The organism is Undibacterium hunanense (genome assembly GCF_014284335.1).
In the GTDB taxonomy this organism is placed as follows: domain Bacteria; phylum Pseudomonadota; class Gammaproteobacteria; order Burkholderiales; family Burkholderiaceae_D; genus Undibacterium; species Undibacterium hunanense.
In genome coordinates, this window is record NZ_JACOGF010000005.1 from 1 (window position 1) to 16,476 (window position 16,476).

At 52.6% G+C, this 16,476-nt stretch carries 14 protein-coding genes; 4 read left to right on the forward strand and 10 right to left on the reverse strand.

The annotated features are described in order from the left end of the window. Positions 1–245 precede the first annotated feature (245 nt). The 7 genes from H8L32_RS11160 to H8L32_RS11190 form a co-directional block, all read right to left on the reverse strand. Positions 246–518 (reverse strand): hypothetical protein, encoded by a 273-nt coding sequence (locus tag H8L32_RS11160; RefSeq protein ID WP_186947307.1) that lies wholly within the window; start codon positions 516–518, stop codon positions 246–248. 453 nt (positions 519–971) lie between these two features. Then, the gene (locus H8L32_RS11165; RefSeq protein WP_186947308.1) at positions 972–1,316 is read right to left on the reverse strand and encodes a hypothetical protein; all 345 of its coding nucleotides are present in this window, start codon (positions 1,314–1,316) and stop codon (positions 972–974) included. A gap of 31 nt (positions 1,317–1,347) precedes the next feature. Further along, positions 1,348–2,136, reverse strand: coding sequence for a prohibitin family protein (locus tag H8L32_RS11170; RefSeq protein ID WP_186947310.1), 789 nt, complete (start codon positions 2,134–2,136; stop codon positions 1,348–1,350). A gap of 102 nt (positions 2,137–2,238) precedes the next feature. Continuing rightward, positions 2,239–3,276 carry an isoaspartyl peptidase/L-asparaginase family protein gene (locus H8L32_RS11175; RefSeq protein ID WP_186947311.1) on the reverse strand — a complete coding sequence of 346 codons (1,038 nt, stop codon included), beginning with the start codon at positions 3,274–3,276 and terminating at the stop codon, positions 2,239–2,241. Between the two features lie 15 nt (positions 3,277–3,291). Continuing rightward, positions 3,292–4,239, reverse strand: a complete 948-nt coding sequence (locus H8L32_RS11180; protein WP_186947312.1) for a MurR/RpiR family transcriptional regulator — start codon at positions 4,237–4,239, stop codon at positions 3,292–3,294. Positions 4,240–4,631: 392 nt separating this feature from the next. Next, a complete protein-coding gene (gene mnmA, locus H8L32_RS11185) occupies positions 4,632–5,744 on the reverse strand; it encodes a tRNA 2-thiouridine(34) synthase MnmA (RefSeq protein ID WP_186947314.1) in 1,113 nt (370 codons plus the stop codon). Then, positions 5,744–6,232, reverse strand: a complete 489-nt coding sequence (locus tag H8L32_RS11190) for an NUDIX hydrolase (protein WP_186947316.1) — start codon at positions 6,230–6,232, stop codon at positions 5,744–5,746. The genes mnmA and H8L32_RS11190 overlap by 1 nt, the downstream gene beginning before the upstream one ends. A gap of 541 nt (positions 6,233–6,773) precedes the next feature. Here H8L32_RS11190 and H8L32_RS11195 point away from each other — a divergent pair. From H8L32_RS11195 to H8L32_RS11210, 4 genes are all read left to right on the forward strand, one after another. Further along, entirely contained in the window at positions 6,774–7,889 is a 1,116-nt protein-coding gene (locus tag H8L32_RS11195) for a Re/Si-specific NAD(P)(+) transhydrogenase subunit alpha (protein WP_186947317.1), read from the forward strand. Positions 7,890–7,962: 73 nt separating this feature from the next. Further along, the gene (gene panD, locus H8L32_RS11200; RefSeq protein WP_110255112.1) at positions 7,963–8,328 is read left to right on the forward strand and encodes an aspartate 1-decarboxylase; all 366 of its coding nucleotides are present in this window, start codon (positions 7,963–7,965) and stop codon (positions 8,326–8,328) included. 90 nt (positions 8,329–8,418) lie between these two features. Continuing rightward, positions 8,419–8,730 carry an NAD(P) transhydrogenase subunit alpha gene (locus tag H8L32_RS11205; protein ID WP_186947319.1) on the forward strand — a complete coding sequence of 104 codons (312 nt, stop codon included), beginning with the start codon at positions 8,419–8,421 and terminating at the stop codon, positions 8,728–8,730. Beyond that, a complete protein-coding gene (locus tag H8L32_RS11210) occupies positions 8,730–10,163 on the forward strand; it encodes an NAD(P)(+) transhydrogenase (Re/Si-specific) subunit beta (RefSeq protein ID WP_186947321.1) in 1,434 nt (477 codons plus the stop codon). Before H8L32_RS11205 ends, H8L32_RS11210 begins: the two co-directional genes overlap by 1 nt. Before the next feature lie 133 nt (positions 10,164–10,296). Here the strand turns inward: H8L32_RS11210 and H8L32_RS11215 are convergent, their stop codons facing one another. Genes H8L32_RS11215 through H8L32_RS11225 form a run of 3 tightly spaced genes read right to left on the reverse strand, consistent with a single transcriptional unit; the run spans position 10,297 to position 16,441 of the window. Next, positions 10,297–13,482, reverse strand: coding sequence for an efflux RND transporter permease subunit (locus H8L32_RS11215; RefSeq protein ID WP_186947322.1), 3,186 nt, complete (start codon positions 13,480–13,482; stop codon positions 10,297–10,299). A gap of 11 nt (positions 13,483–13,493) precedes the next feature. Continuing rightward, positions 13,494–15,074: an efflux RND transporter periplasmic adaptor subunit gene (locus H8L32_RS11220; protein ID WP_186947324.1), complete on the reverse strand. Its 1,581-nt coding sequence runs from the start codon at positions 15,072–15,074 to the stop codon at positions 13,494–13,496. Then, positions 15,071–16,441, reverse strand: a complete 1,371-nt coding sequence (locus H8L32_RS11225; RefSeq protein WP_186947325.1) for a TolC family protein — start codon at positions 16,439–16,441, stop codon at positions 15,071–15,073. Before H8L32_RS11225 ends, H8L32_RS11220 begins: the two co-directional genes overlap by 4 nt. Positions 16,442–16,476 lie beyond the last annotated feature (35 nt).

A 16,476-nucleotide genomic window follows, 5' to 3' on the forward strand; every position in this document is an offset into this window, starting at 1 on the left:
TTAACTCTCTAAGGTCAGGAATTTTTATCATCCTCTGCACTATGCAGTAAGTCGGGAATGTTTACAACTGCTGAATAGTTACGCTTCGCCAAAGAAAGGAATCAAAGAAAGGCGACCGCAGACTCGCCCTTCGGGTGCTTACGCTACGCTTCAGCATAATTTGTGCGTCGCAAAAAATGGGAAGATCCGAAACTCGCTTCGCTCAGACATCGGCTCTTCTGATTCCATTTTCTGTGAAGCACAAATTACATCGTCCCAAGCGGATTAAAGTCAAAAACAGAGTCAAAAACAACAGCAACAGCAACGTCAATGCAGCCGAAACTTAAATTGTAATGAATACCGTTAATTAACCTGGGTTTTTGGGGTTGCTGTTGCTTTTGACGTTGAAGCTGTTTTTGACTTTGCTGCTGTTTTTGATCTTTGCAGTTCCGCTGTGGCGATGCCGTTTGTGCGGTACAGGAAATGGAAAAAGAAGGGCCGATGTTTGAGGTGTAGCAGGGGTTTCGAGGTGTATGCACCTCGCCTGCGTAACGGCATGCGCTTGCAAACGCATGTTCCTAAAGCAAGGCCGCAGGCGAGTTTCGGACCTTCCCATTTTTTGTATTGCACAAACGGGGACCCCGAAGGGGATGTTGGCAGGGTTTCGCAAAGCATGCTTTGCGCTGCCGACATCTAAGCCGCTTGCAAGCGGCGCAGTGGAATGCGACGCCGCGGGCGCATTCTTTTGCTTACTTTTCTTTGCAAGAAAAGAAAAGTGAGTAGCTGTCGGGCTACCCCCGACCAGCAATCGTAACTCAACGAATATGGTGAATAAAAACGCTTTGCCAGAATATGCATTCAAAGTAAGGGCGACGCAGACTTGTCATTCCGATGCTTGCGCTATGCTCCGGCACATTTTTTGTAATGTACAGAAAATGCTATGCCTCAGGCGGATTAACGTCCAAGTTAATTGCAAAGTCAAAATATCAGCATTACCGCGACTTCCTCTTAAAAATACTCACCACAATCAATACCAGCACCAGCGGTAACAAGAATGGTGAAAACACCATCAGGAACAGGCCGCCTATCAGTACGGCTATGCCTACCAGTAAAAACGATACACCGGCGATGACCAGGCCAACCATGATCATGGCGAAGACGACAGCGATGATGGCGACGGCGATGCCGGGCAGGGACATGCCGGTGCTGGAGAAGATGTCGAAGTCTTCCAGGTCCCAGTCCATGTTCAGGTCCATCGGCGTGTCGAGCATGTACCACACCAACAGCAAGAGTATGCAAAACAGCGTGAAGCGGGCGGAAGACTTTTGTTCGGACATGGCTGGGCTCTGTTAACAATCAGGTGCGAAATTATTTACCGATATTGAGAAAGGGGATTGCACCACCCGTTGTCGTGGGCAGGCGGCCATCCCATTTTTCTATCGCCTTGGCCTGATTCTCGGTTTCGCGCAGGCGCAATAATTCTGGTGTTACCTGCTGTCTTTGCAAGGCCAGTGCTTCGGCTTCAGCGCGGGCGCGGGATACTTTCTGTTTGGCTTCCACTTCTATCCTTTGCAGGTCGCGTTCGGCCTTCATTTTCAACTGGTCGGCGGTAGTTTTCGCTTCGATCGCTTCATTGAAGGTTTTGCTGAAGTTAAAATTCACGATGGAAAATTCATCCACGATCAGGCCATGCCTTGCCATGCGTTCTTTGAGTGCCAGCACGATTTCATCACGTACCTGCGAGCGGCGTGAAATCAGTTCTTCAGCGGTGAACCTGGCAGTGACGGCTTTTACGGCTTCCTGTACGCTGGGGATGATGATACGCTCACCAGCCTCGTTACCCAGATCACGATAGACCGAGACCACAGCATCTGGCCTTACATGATAGTTGATGGCAATCTTGGTGTGTACGGTTTGCAAGTCTTTTGATGCGGCATCACCATCGCCTTCACCTTTTTGGATGGCGACCGACACCTTGTGCAGTTTTTGCGCTATCGGCCAGACAAAGTGTATGCCTTCGCTATATACCTCATCCGAGGGTTTGCCAAACGTGGTCAGCACGCCACGATGGCCAGCCGGGATGGTGGCAAAGGGATTCAAGAGAAACAGGATGACAATAACCAGTAATGCCAGGCCAATTTTAGGAAGATTTTGCATGATGCGTGATTCCGGTTTCGTTAAGTGAAGACATCCGCAGTATAGGTGTACTTTGAATAACTGTTTCCGGTAATCGGAGGAAGAAACTACCGCTTCTGAAAACTACAGTTTTTGAAAGTCGCGGTAAATGCCTGTCAGTGGCACATCCCCGATGTGCATGCTGGCGCGGTACATGCCTTCGGTATTGAAGGGCAGGACGATATTGCCCTGCCTGTCTATACCTATGACGCCACCACGCCCCTGCAATTGCGGCAGTTTTTCCATCACGGTCTTGTATGCGGCCTGTTCCAGGCTCAGGCCGGTATAGTCCATCTGTGCTGCGATGTCATGCAGTGCCAGGCTGCGCATGAAGGCTTCGCCAGTGCCGGTGGCAGACAGGGCAGCAGTGCGGTTGTCTGCATAGCAGCCGGCACCCAGCATGGCCGTGTCGCCGACACGCCCTGGCAGTTTATTGGTCATGCCACCTGTAGAGGTGGCTGCTGCCAGATTGCCATGCATGTCGAGTGCGACGGCACCAACGGTACCGAATTTTTTATCCGGATCCAGTGGTGCTGCTTCGGGTGTCATCTTGGGCGCTGTGCCTGGTGTTGTGTCTGAGGTTGTACCTGATTCAGCGGCCACTCTGTCGGCGTCGTGGTCGAGAAGCATACCGGCTTCCTGTCGTGCGCGCAGTAATTGCACATAACGCTGCTCGGTATGAAAGTAAGTGGCATCTTCTATTTGTGCACCATGCTTGCGGACGAACTGTTCAGCACCTGGTCCTACCATCAACACGTGCGGGCTGTGCTCCATGACCATGCGCGCTGCCCGCACAGGGTTGCGCAGGTTTGTCACGCAGGCGACTGCACCGGCACGGCGATGTTGGCCGTCCATGATGGCAGCATCCATTTCTATCTGACCTGCACTGGTATATACCGAGCCTTTGCCCGCGTTGAACAGGGGGCAGTCTTCCAGCAGGCTGACTGCCACAGTAACGGCATCCAGCGCGCTGCCGCCGTCGGCCAGTATGCGTGCACCGGCAACTACGATGTCATGCAGGGCAGTCAGGTAAGTCTGTTCTTGTTCTGCCGTCAGTGAACTGCGCAAGATAGTACCGGCACCACCATGGATGGCGATGCCGGCAGATGCTTTGGTTTTCATCTTGAATACCCGCGTTCAGGCCGGGCGATCCATGTCGATGATCTTGCTGGCAGCAGCAGCCTGGGATTTGCGGCTGGTGGCGTTGGGTTCCTGATACAGCCATGGCAGCATGAACTTGGTCATCTCTGATGCTGCATGGACGGGCGCTTTGGCCTGATGGGCGACGGCGCTGCAAATGGCTTCAATCAGACACAGGGCAGCACCTTCGGAATTAGGCGAGAAATTACGTCGGGTCTGCGCATACAGCGTGACATTCGCCAGCGATGCCAGGGGTGAACTAGGGGCGTCTGTCAGGGCCAGGATAGGCACACCCTTTTCACGCAATTGCTGCAGGATGGTGACCACGTCTTCGGCATAGCGCGGGAAGGAAATGCCGATCACCAGGTCGCGCTCGGTATACTTGAATAATTGTCGCGCTACATTCGATGGCCCACCAGAACCCAGGGTGGATTGCACGGTGTTGCAGAAGGGGTCCAGGCTATGCGCCATCAAGCCGGCCAGGAAGGCGCTGGCGCCATAGCCGACGATATAAATTCTTTCCGCATTCAGGATCTGGCGTACGGCATGGTTACACAAATCAGGCGCCAGGCCGCGGCGGGTGGCTTCCAGATTGGCCATGTCTTCATTCAGAGAACTGGAAATGATTTCTGTGCTGGTGGCAGGGCGCTGGATTTCACTGCGCAGGTTGTCAATAGGGGCCAGCATGGCTTCGAAGCCATATACCAGTTCTGCACGAAATTGCGGATAGCCTTCAAATCCCAGCGCCCTGGCGAAACGATTCGCTGTTGCAACAGAGATACCGACTGCATTTGCCAGTTCATCGATAGACATCGTGGCAGAGCGAAAAACATTCGACAGCACATAGTCTGCTGCTTTTCTATGTGCTTTTGACAAGCTCATATAGACCTTGCCTATGCGTGCATTAACAGTACCACCTAGTGCTTGCGTATCAGGACGATTCATATCGACTGGCTTTTCTGGTGAAGTAGAAATGTAAATATAATTTCATCGATTTAAATTGTAAAGAAATGAATCGTGTCAAATCGATGATTGTCTCTCTCCGTACATATTTTGGATAAATCGCGCATTTAAGGAGAATTGTCAGAATAAACAAAAGACATCAAATTTTGTTCTGAAATTAGACTTATTCGCTCAAGCTAATATGTGTACCAGAGGAAAGATTGCGATCACCAGTCAGGAGAGACCTTGGCTGGCATATGATTTATATCAATTTCTGTGTGCTGAACGCTGTTTTTCCGGCTTTTTGGAGGAATTTGGCGAATGGATGGGCCAGTTTTGCTGGCTGGCCAGATAAACACGGATAGGTATTTATCTGGCATGGGTGCAACTGCTGATCAGCTTTCTGTGTGGGCGCGTGCAGCGACGTCGATAATACCACCACCCAGGCAGACATCACCATCGTAGAGGACGGCTGACTGTCCGGGCGTGACAGCCCATTGTGCCTGCGGGAAGGCGAGGGAAAAGCGTTGTTCGTCGCCATTGAACTCGCAGGCGACATCGGGCTGGCGATAACGTGTCTTGGCAGACAGGTCACCTGCCTGTGGTGCATGGCCTGCCACCCAGCTCACCTGTCCGGCTTCCAGCGATTCTGACAACAGCCATGGATGGTCATGCCCCTGTACCGCGTAGAGGGTGTTGGCTGTGACATCTTTTTTCGCTACATACCAGGCGTCACTGCTGCCATCGGCATTCTGATGGGATTTGATACCGCCTATGCCTATGCCTTTTCTTTGGCCCAGCGTATAGAAGCTCAGGCCCACGTGCTGGCCTATGATTTCACCTTCAGGCGTCTGGATGTCGCCCGGCTTGTAGGACAGATAACGATTCAAAAATTCACGGAAAGGACGTTCACCGATGAAACAGATGCCGGTGGAATCTTTTTTCTTTGCATTGGGCAGTTGCAACTGTTCGGCAATCTTGCGCACTTCGGTCTTGTGGATTTCACCGAGGGGGAAGAGGGTATTTGCCAATTGCTGCTGGTTCAGCCTGTGCAGGAAATAGCTTTGGTCCTTGCTGGCATCCATTGCCTTCAATAACTGGAACTGGCCATTCATTTCGCGCACGCGCGCATAGTGACCGGTGGCGATGTAATCGGCACCCAGCTTCATCGCATGGTCAAGAAAAGCCTTGAACTTGATTTCGGCATTGCACAGTACGTCCGGATTGGGCGTGCGGCCAGCCTGGTATTCACGCAGGAACTCTGCGAAGACACGGTCCTTGTATTCGCTGGCAAAATTGACGGCTTCGATATCGACACCGACCACGTCGGCAACGCTGACTGCGTCGATCCAGTCTTCACGGGTCGAGCAGTATTCGGAATCGTCATCGTCTTCCCAGTTTTTCATGAACAGGCCGATGACTTCGTAGCCCTGTTCTTTCAGCAGCCAGGCGGATACCGAAGAATCCACACCACCAGACATACCGATTACGACTTTTTTCTTGCTCATTATTGATGTTCCAAGTTTCCAAGTGCGCTTGGATGGGTAAACAACAGGGATAGCGGCGCATGCTGCCCCTGCAAATAATCATTGATGCACTGCATGACCAGAGGGCTGCGATGCCTGTCCTGTGATGCCAGCAAGTCGGCATAACTCATCCACACGGTGCGCAGGATGCCGGTATCAAGCGGCCTGTCCTGCGCTGCGCCCAGTTCCCCGCTGAAGGCAAAGCGCAGGTAAGTCACGGCTTCACCCGTTGTGGGGGAAATGAAACGTGACATATACGTACCGATCAGTCCGGTAGGTGTGAAAGCGTGCGCGGTTTCTTCCAGTGTTTCGCGGATGACAGCCTGTTCCAGCGATTCGTTGGGGTCCAGATGACCGGCAGGTTGATTGATGCGGATACCGTCAGGTGTTTCTTCTTCAATCATGAAAAACTGTTGGTCGCGTTCGATAATTGCGGCTACAGTGACGGAGGGTTTCCAAATGGCAGACATAGCATTTCCCGGTAAGTCCGACATTTTACTTTGCCGTCAGATTTTGTGTGGCAATCCAGCAAATTTGAGACCGAATTAGCTAATGCGTAATTTATCTATGGCCTGATTGCAGACAGCAAAATTCCTGATTTTTTAATTTGCACCAAACTGATGCGGCTTGAAGAGTTTTCTTTAAGTGACTGTTTTTAATAAAGAAATAAATAATTCCATGCTTCCTGATGCCGGGCGACATCCTGAAATTTGCGTCGTGAAAATCATAAAATAAAGAAAAACGAACGGTTGTGCTAAAAAACAATTTGCGTGTAATATCGTTGTCGAATACTAAATGTAAGATTCGGGTAAGAATTGTATAAGTTGTCATACAACTGGGTCCGACAAAATTAGTCTTGAGGCCAGAGCCTGCCCTTGGCCTCATCAGTGCAGAATCATGGGTACCGCATTATCAGTACGGAATTATCAGTACGACCAGTACGGAATGATCAGCATCTAATGATCAGCACGGAATTTATTCACCGAATTTATTCACATCAGGGAGCAATCTATGAAAATCGGCATTCCCGCCGAGTCACGGCCGGGGGAGACGCGTGTTGCGGCAACCCCAGAAACCATAAAAAAATATGTCGCCGCCAAACACCAGGTCATCGTGCAGTCTGGTGCTGGCGTAGCTTCCAGCATTACCGACGAAGCCTACCAGGCGGCTGGTGCTGAAATCGGCACGGCAGCCGATGCACTTGGCGCCGAGCTGGTTTTGAAAGTGCGTGCGCCAGATGCAGATGAACGTGCGCTGATGAAATCGGGCACAGTGCTGGTCGGTATGCTCAATCCTTTTGACGCAGACAATATTGCGGCAATGGCCACACACGGCCTGTCCGCATTTGCACTCGAGGCTGCACCGCGCATTACCCGTGCGCAGTCGCTCGACGTCTTGTCTTCGCAAGCCAATATCGCCGGTTACAAGGCTGTCATGTTGGCCGCCAATACCTATCAACGCTTCATGCCCATGCTGATGACAGCGGCTGGCACGGTCAAGGCTGCACGTGTATTGATCATGGGTGTGGGTGTGGCCGGCTTGCAAGCGATTGCCACAGCCAAGCGCCTGGGTGCAGTGATTGAAGCATCCGATGTACGTCCTCCAGTGAAAGAACAGGTTGAATCCCTGGGTGCGAAATTTATTGATGTGCCGTATGAAACCGATGAAGAACGCGAAATCGCCAAAGGTGTGGGCGGTTATGCCCGCCCCATGCCGGCAGCATGGATGACAAGGCAGGCAGCTCTCGTGCATGAACGTGCCAAGCTGGCAGACATCATCATCACCACGGCATTGATTCCAGGTCGCAAGGCACCAATCCTGATCTCGGAAGAAACCGTCAAGGCCATGAAACCAGGCTCAGTCATCGTCGATATGGCGGTAGAGCAGGGCGGCAATTGCCCCTTGTCTGAACTTAACAAGACCGTCACCAAATATGGCGTACACATCATCGGCGAGCCTAACCTGGCGACCCTGGTGGCCGCCGATGCATCAGCCCTGTATTCCCGTAATGTGCTGGATTTTTTGAAGCTCATCATCGACAAGGATGCTGCGCTGGCGATTAATCGTGAAGATGAAATCGTCGCCGCCACCCTGGTGTGTTCGGCTGGTGAAGTCCTGAAGAAATAAGCAGCCGAGTAAAGTTTCAAGATTCAAGATTTAAGATTTAAGATTTTTTTAAGTATCAGAAAGTAGAAAGACCATGCAAAGAAATATGCTCCGCGCCAAAATTCATCGCGCAACTGTGACCCAGTGTGACCTGCACTACGAAGGATCGTGCGGTATAGATGAAGATCTGCTCGACGCTGCCAACATCATCGAAAACGAACAGATAGAGCTGTATAACGTCAACAACGGTGAACGCTTTTCCACCTATGCCATCAAGGGCAAACGTGGTAGCGGTGAAATCTCACTGAATGGCGCTGCAGCCCGCCGCGTACAACTGGGCGATTTGATGATTATCTGTACCTATGCGCCGATGACAGAAGAAGAAGCAAAAGCGTATAAACCGAATGTCGTTTTTGTGAATGGCAAGAATCAGATCACCAGTATTAAAGAGTATAAATAACGTAGCCGGGGCAGGCAGCATGCAAAATCTTGTTTGCTCCTTGTCCACCTAGCGATTTGCATGTCTCAATCCAATTAAAGAGAGGACATCATGGAAGTTAGTCATACCCTTACCAACCTCATCATATTCGTGCTGGCAATTTATGTCGGTTACCACGTGGTGTGGACAGTAACACCGGCCCTGCACACGCCTTTGATGGCTGTGACGAATGCCATTTCTGCCATCATCATCGTTGGTGCCATGCTGGCTGCCGGCCTGACCGAAGGCGTACTGGCCCAGGTCATGGGCACGGTTGCCGTGGCACTGGCGGCAGTGAATGTATTCGGCGGTTTTCTGGTGACCCAGAGAATGCTGGAAATGTTCAAGAAAAAAGAGCCTAAAGCACCGAAGGAGGACAAATAATGAGCATGAATCTGGTAACGATGCTCTATCTGATTGCATCCGTTTGCTTTATCCAGGCCCTCAAAGGTTTGTCCCATCCATCCACGGCACGCCGTGGTAACAGCTTCGGCATGATAGGCATGGCAATCGCAGTTGCGACTACCATCGCCCTCATCGTCAAGCTGAAAAACGAAAGCGCTGGTGCAGGTCTGGGTTACGGTCTGGTTGCCATCGGCGTCATCGTTGGTGGCGGCATAGGCGCAACGCTGGCCAAACGCGTAGAGATGACCAAGATGCCGGAACTGGTCGCAGCGATGCACTCACTGATCGGTCTGGCAGCGGTGTGTATCGCCGTAGCTGTCGTGTCTGAACCATGGGTATTCAATATCGTCGCAAGAGACCAGCCTATTCCTTTCGGTAATCGTCTGGAATTGTTTATCGGTACTTTTGTCGGTGCGATTACGTTCTCTGGTTCTGTCATCGCCTTTGGTAAATTGTCGGGCAAGTACAAGTTCCGCCTGTTTCAGGGCGCGCCGGTGAGCTTCGGTGGGCAGCATCAGTTGAACCTGGTATTGGCGATAGCCATGCTGGGTTGCGGCATTGCCTTCTGCGTCACGCAAAGCTGGACACCTTTCATCATCATGACAGCCCTGGCTTTTGTGCTGGGTGTGCTCATCATCATCCCTATCGGTGGTGCTGACATGCCGGTGGTGGTGTCGATGCTGAACAGCTATTCTGGCTGGGCGGCTGCGGGTATCGGCTTTTCGCTGAATAACTCCATGCTGATCATTGCCGGTTCGCTGGTGGGTTCGTCCGGTGCCATCCTGTCTTACATCATGTGCAAGGCGATGAACCGTTCTTTCTTCAATGTGATACTGGGTGGTTTTGGTGGCGAAGCGGCTACTGCTGCCAGCGGCGACCAGGCACAGCGTACCGTCAAATCCGGCTCTGCTGATGACGTTGCCTTTTTGTTGGGTAATGCCGAAACCGTCATCATCGTTCCTGGCTATGGCCTGGCAGTCGCACGTGCCCAGCATGCCCTGAAAGAGCTGACAGAAAAACTGACGCACAAAGGCATTACCGTCAAGTACGCAATTCACCCTGTGGCAGGGCGTATGCCTGGTCATATGAATGTCTTGCTGGCAGAAGCTGAAGTACCTTACGACCAGGTGTTCGAGATGGAAGACATCAACAGCGAATTTGGTCAGGCGGATGTGGTGTTGGTACTGGGTGCAAATGACGTGGTCAACCCCGCGGCAAAAGATCCTAAATCACCTATCGCCGGCATGCCTATCCTGGAAGCCTACAAAGCCAAGACCGTCATCGTCAACAAGCGCTCCATGGCTTCTGGCTATGCAGGTCTGGACAATGAATTGTTCTACATGGATAAAACCATGATGGTGTTTGGTGACGCCAAGAAAGTCATTGAAGACATGGTGAAAGCAGTTGAATAATCGAGCTGGCAGACTGATTGAATCGATGCGACAAAGCCCGATCTGATCTGATCTGGTTTGAAATGCAGGACTGGAAATGCCCAAAAGCGTTTATTCGCTTTTGGGCATTTTTTATGCACCAGGCGGTATGGGCTTACAGTGAGTTAGCCAGTTTTCGATGGCTCAGTTGATACAGCAAAGGCAGTACCAGCAGCGTCAGTATGGTAGATGACAGGATACCGCCGATGACCACAGTAGCCAGTGGACGCTGGACTTCAGCACCGGTACCGGTCGCCAGCGCCATGGGGATAAAGCCCAGCGATGCCACCAGTGCCGTCATCAATACCGGGCGCAGGCGTGTCAGGGCACCTTGTTGTATTGCCGCATCCAGTGCCAACCCTTCTTCACGCAGGCTGCGTATATAGGCGATCATGACCAGGCCATTCAATACAGCAACGCCGGACAGCGCGATAAAGCCAACCCCGGCTGAAATCGACAGGGGAATATCACGCAGCCACAATGCCAGGATGCCACCAGTCAGAGCAAACGGCACACCGGTAAAGACCAGCAAGCCATCCCGGATATTGCCGAACATGGCAAACAGCAGCAGGAAGACCATAAGCAATGCTGCCGGCACGACAATTCGCAAACGCTGTGTTGCGGACTGCAATTGCTCGAACGTGCCGCCCCAGGTCGTCCAGTAAGCTGTTGGAATTTTGACCTGTTTTGCCAGTTGCTGTTGCGCCTCTGTCACAAAAGAACCGATGTCACGACCACGGACATTGGCAGTAACCACCACCCGCCGTTTGCCATCTTCGCGACTGATCTGGTTGGGGCCAGGTGTCATATCTATGCTTGCCAGATCTGCCAGCGTGACAAAGCCGGTGTGTGCGGAATGTGCGATGCCGGTAGCACCGGCAGCACTCTTGTCGCTGCCCATATCCTTGCTCATATTGCCACCCAGGCGAATAGGCAGGCGCTTGATGGCCTCAATATCGCTGCGCAGTTTTTCTGGCAAACGCACCACGATATCGAAACGCCGATCGCCCTGAAACAGGGTGCCGGATTCCTTGCCGCCTATCGCCGCAGAAATCACTTCCTGTACCTCGCTGATGTTCAGGCCCAGTCTGGCCGCTTTTTCACGGTCTATCTGTATGCTCAGCATGGGCAGGCCAGTGGTCTGTTCCACTTTGACGTCGGCAGCACCGGGGATTTTTTCCAGCACTCCGGCAATCTCTTCCGCTGAACGGTTCATGACATCCATGTCATCACCAAACACCTTGACCGCTACATCACTGCGCACGCCAGAGATCAGTTCATTAAAACGCATTTGTATGGGCTGGGTGAATTCATAATTATTGCCCGGCACTTTTTCCACTGCTTGCTGGATGGCGGCTACCAGGTCTTCCTTGCTGCGTTGCGGGTCTGGCCAGGTGTTGCGCGGTTTTAGCATGATAAAGGTGTCGGCCACATTCGGTGGCATGGGATCGGTAGCAATCTCAGCAGTACCCAGTTTGCCGAACACTTTATCCACTTCGGGGAAAGTGCGGATGATGTGTTCCAGTTCTGTCTGCATTTGCAGGGCCTGGGTCAGGCTGGTGCCGGGTATGCGCATGGCATGCAGGGCAATATCACCTTCATTCAGGCTGGGAACAAACTCACTGCCCATGCGGCTCGCCAGCAAGCCGCTCAAGGCCAGTGCCACCAGTACAATACTCAGAACCAGCGCCTTGCTGCGCAATGCAAAAGTCAGCAATGGCTGATACGCCTGTCTGGCCCAGGTCATCAGACGGTTTTCTTTTTCGCTGACGTGGTCACCGATGAACAGGGCAACGGCGGCAGGGATGAAACTCATCGACAACACCATTGCCGCAATCAGCGCTGCAACCACGGTAAAAGCCATGGGGTGAAACATTTTTCCTTCGACACCAGTCAGTGCAAAGATCGGCAGATACACCACCATGATGATCAACTGTCCAAACAGCAGGGGCCGGCGTGATTCTTTTGCCGCAGTGAACACTTCTTGCAGGCGTTCATTGCGGTTCAGTACCCGTCCTACCGCAGCCTGTGCGTGGGCCAGCCTGCGCACGCAGTTTTCGACGATCACCACGGCACCGTCGATAATGATGCCAAAATCCAGCGCTCCCAGGCTCATCAGGTTGGCGCTGACCTTGTTGCCCACCATGCCGGTAAACGTGAACAGCATCGCCAACGGTATTACCATGGCAGTGATGAGGGCAGCACGGATATTGCCCAGAAACAGGAACAAAATGACGATCACCAGTACCGCACCTTCCAGCAGGTTTTTCTTGACGGTGTTGATGGCTTTGTCGACCAGAGTGGTGCGGTCATATACGATGCTGGCCACAATGCCTGCGGGCAGGCTGCGATTGATGTCTTCCAGTTTTTTGGTGACCGCCTGCGACACCTTGCGGCTGTTCTCACCTATCAGCATGAATACCGTGCCAAGTACCACTTCACGACCATTTTCGGTGGCTGCACCGGTACGCAACTCCTGGCCTATGCTGACATCGGCAACATCACGAATGCGCACCGGCACGTTTTGCTGGCTGCTGACCAGTACATTGCGGACATCTTCCATTGATGCCAGTTGCCCCGGTGCCCGCACCAGATATTGCTCGCCACGCCGCTCTATGTAACCGGCACCGGCATTACCATTGTTTTTTTCCAGTGCGGTGACCACGTCCTGCCAGTTCAGACCATGCGCCACCAGTTTTTCCGGCGCTGGCGCTACCAGAAATTCCTTGGCATAGCCGCCTATGGTATTGATTTCAGTCACACCGCTGACATTGCGTAATTGCGGCTTGACGATCCAGTCCTGGATTTCGCGCAAGTCTGTTGCCGTGTAAGGCTGGCCGTCAGGCTTTACAGCGCCTTCCTTGCTTTCGACGGTCCACATGACGATCTCGCCCAGACCGGTAGAGATAGGCCCCATTGTCGGTTCTATGCCAGCCGGTAACTTGCCTTTGGCTTCCTGTATGCGTTCATTGACAAGCTGACGGGCAAAATAAATGTCGGTGCCATCCTTGAAAATGATGGTCACCTGCGACAGGCCATAACGTGACAGGGAGCGGGTTTGCTGCAGATGCGGCAGACCTGCCATCACGGTTTCTATCGGAAAGCTGATGCGTTGCTCGGCTTCCAGCGGCGAATAACCTGGGGCGGCGGTATTTACCTGAACCTGTACATTGGTAATGTCGGGTACGGCATCGATGGGCAATTGCTGATAACTGAATACACCCAGCGCCGCCAGGGTCAGTGTCAGCATGATCACCAGCCAGCGCTGGGCGATGGAGAAGCGAATGATTTTTTCAAACATGGTCTGTTCTCCTAATGATCATGGCTGGCAGCGGCTTTACCCAGCTCAGCCTTGATCAGGAAACTGTTTTTGATGACATAGGCTTCATTCGCCTGCAAGCCTTTCCGCACTTCGGTGAACTTGCCATCGCTGCGGCCCAGTTCCAGTGGGCGTGCTTCAAACTGATCACCATAACTGCCAAACACCACAGGCCGTTCATTGATGAGTTGTATCGCATCGTTGGCAACGGCGACCGCTACTTCCATATCACCAGACAACAAAGCTACATTCACTGTCAGACCCGGGTACCAGTTACCGGCGGTATTGGGCAAGAGCAGGCGGGCCTTGGCGCTGCGTGTCTGCTCACCCATGACGGCACCGACATAGCTGAGCTTGCCATCAGCGCTGGCGTCGAATGCATTGGCGCTGACCCTGGCGGTTTGCCCGGTCCTGACCTGGCTCAGGTCTTTTGCCGGTATGCTGATTTCCACCCAGACGCTACTCAGGTCTGCTACCGTAAAAATCACCACATCATCCTTGAGCGACTGCCCCATCGTGATCTGTTTTTCAGTGATGGTGCCAGCAATTGGCGAGCGGATTTCATAGCGGCTCAGCTGTTTGCCGGTTGTATTGCCAGCTCCCAGTGAGTTCAGTTTTTGCTGCGCGCTTTGCAGGGTGATTTCTGCTTCCTGCATGGTGTTGCGGGCCTGCAGGTAATCCTGTTCGGCAGAGATTTTTTCTTCCCACAATTTCTTTTCACGCTCAAAATTATTGCGTGCCAGTGCATGGCGTTTTTGTGTCGCCAGTAAATCACTACGCAAGTCCACCAGGGCCTGGCTGGATATCACTGCCAATACCTGACCCTTGCTGACCTTGTCACCGGCATTCACAGCCACGCTTTCCACTATGCCTGCGAGACGCGGTACGATTTGCAGCATGCTGTCTTCATTCAGTCGCACTTCACCCAGCACACTTAGTTTGCCTTGCAGTTTTACCGAGCCGGCGGTTTGAATTTCGACCCCGTTCTGTTTGCGCTTCAAGGCATCCATGCTGATGCGGCCCTCTATCTGTTCATAATTGAACTGATAGTTTTTGCCAGCATGCATCGCCGTGATGCCGACCTTGAAGGAATGTGGTTCATCAACGGTGACCGTACTTTTCAGATAGTCTTTTTCTGCTGTAAAGCTGAAGCTTTGTGCGGCCCTGCCAAGACGTTCCAGCTTCAGCGTCAACTGACTGTCAGCCGGTGACAAAGCCTTGCCATCCTGGTAGGTATACAGGCGAAATTCTGGTGCTGTATTCTGTTCGAAGATGCTGACTTCAAGCGCATAACCATCTTTTGTAAACAGCTTGCCGCCATGCGGACCTTTTTGAGGGGCAATGGCATCGCTATGATGTTCTTTGTCCGCGTGGCCCTGACCATCAGTATGGGCATCCTTGTTTTTTTCGCCATGATGTTCCTGGTCTGCGTGGGTAGATTGTTCTGTGTGGCTGTCATGGCTAGCAGTATTTTTTGACTTGCCGCTATTCAGTATCAGGACTGCCAATAACAGTCCCACGGCGATGACAATGGCAACCGGGACAACGGTTTTTTTATTGATATTCAGTTTCATACAAATTCCTGGAATGAAGAGAGGGCAGTGAACAGGCTGAATTCACGATCGCCGATATAGGTTTCAATGTCAGCGGCAGCACGCTGCGCTTCAGACAGGCTGCGCAAATACTGGGCCTTGGCTTGCAGTAGTGAACGCTGGGCATCCAGCACATCCATGAAATTGAACTTGCCGTATTCAAAGCCCTTGATGGCGATATCAAAGGCATTTTGTGCACCGGGCAGCACTTCCTTTTTCAGCAGTTCAGCCTCATCTCTGGCCAGGCTCAGGCGCTGATGTGCCTGTAGCATTTCGTTGTGCAGGCGGATTTCTGTGGCAGATAATTCATCCCTGGCCTTGTCGCTGCGACTCAGTGCTTCTTGCAGATTGCCCTGATTGCGATCGAACAGGGCCAGCGGGATGCTGATCCCGATGATGGCCTGGTTGCGTCCGCTTTGTTGTTCACGCTTGTTTCCCAGACTTAAGCTCAGGTCCGGGATTTGCCGGCTTTTTTCCAGTTCAGACATGGCCAGGCGCTTGTCCAGTTCCAGGCGCGCGCGCTGCATGAGTGGTGAGTGCGTCAGGTGTGATGCCAGCTTTTGCATGGAAGGTAATGCTGGCAGCGTATTGAATTCACCTTCTAATTGCTGGTCGTTAGTCTGACTATTGCCCAGTGCCGCAGACAGACGCTGCCTGGATGTCAGTAATTCACTGTTTGCCTGCGCCAGTTCGACCCGTACACCCGATTTGGCAATGTCTGCCCTGGCCGCTTCCAGTGGCGGGATCTTGCCCAGACTGACCAGCCGGCTGGCGGCATTGCTGGCGCGCTGTGCAAGTTCCAGCGAACTGAGGGCCAGGCGCTGACGTTCCTGTGCAATCAGCACGGCATGAAACTGCGTGGTGACTGCTGCCCGTATCTCGGCTGATTTGATGGCCAGTTCATTCAATGCAGCACTACGGTTGCGTTCGGCCACGCTGATGCGTGCGGCCCGCTTGCCACCCAGTTCCAGCGGCTGATTGATCTGCACCGTGGTGCTGCGTGTGTCTTGTCTGGCATCTTCCATCAGTACAGACAGTTCCGGATTGGGCATGACACCGGCCTGACGCAAGATGCCTTCGCTGGCCTGGATTTCACGCCTGGCGGCGGCAATCTCGGGGTTTGCTGACATGGCATAAGCCTGTGCTGACCGCAGAGTGAGGACAATCGGCGGGGCAGTGGTGGTAGTGGCAGTGACAGTAGTAGTGGCAGATAAGGCGACATTCGCCGACAAAGCCTGGCGCGTGGTAAGGACAGCTGCGTTGTTCGCATCCGCCAGATTTTGTGCCTGCACAAGTAACGGGCACAGTAAGGCAGCCGCTATAGGTAGCGGCAACAAGAATTTTTGCATGGCATTCTCCTGAAAAAACGAAAAGGAAGAATCCA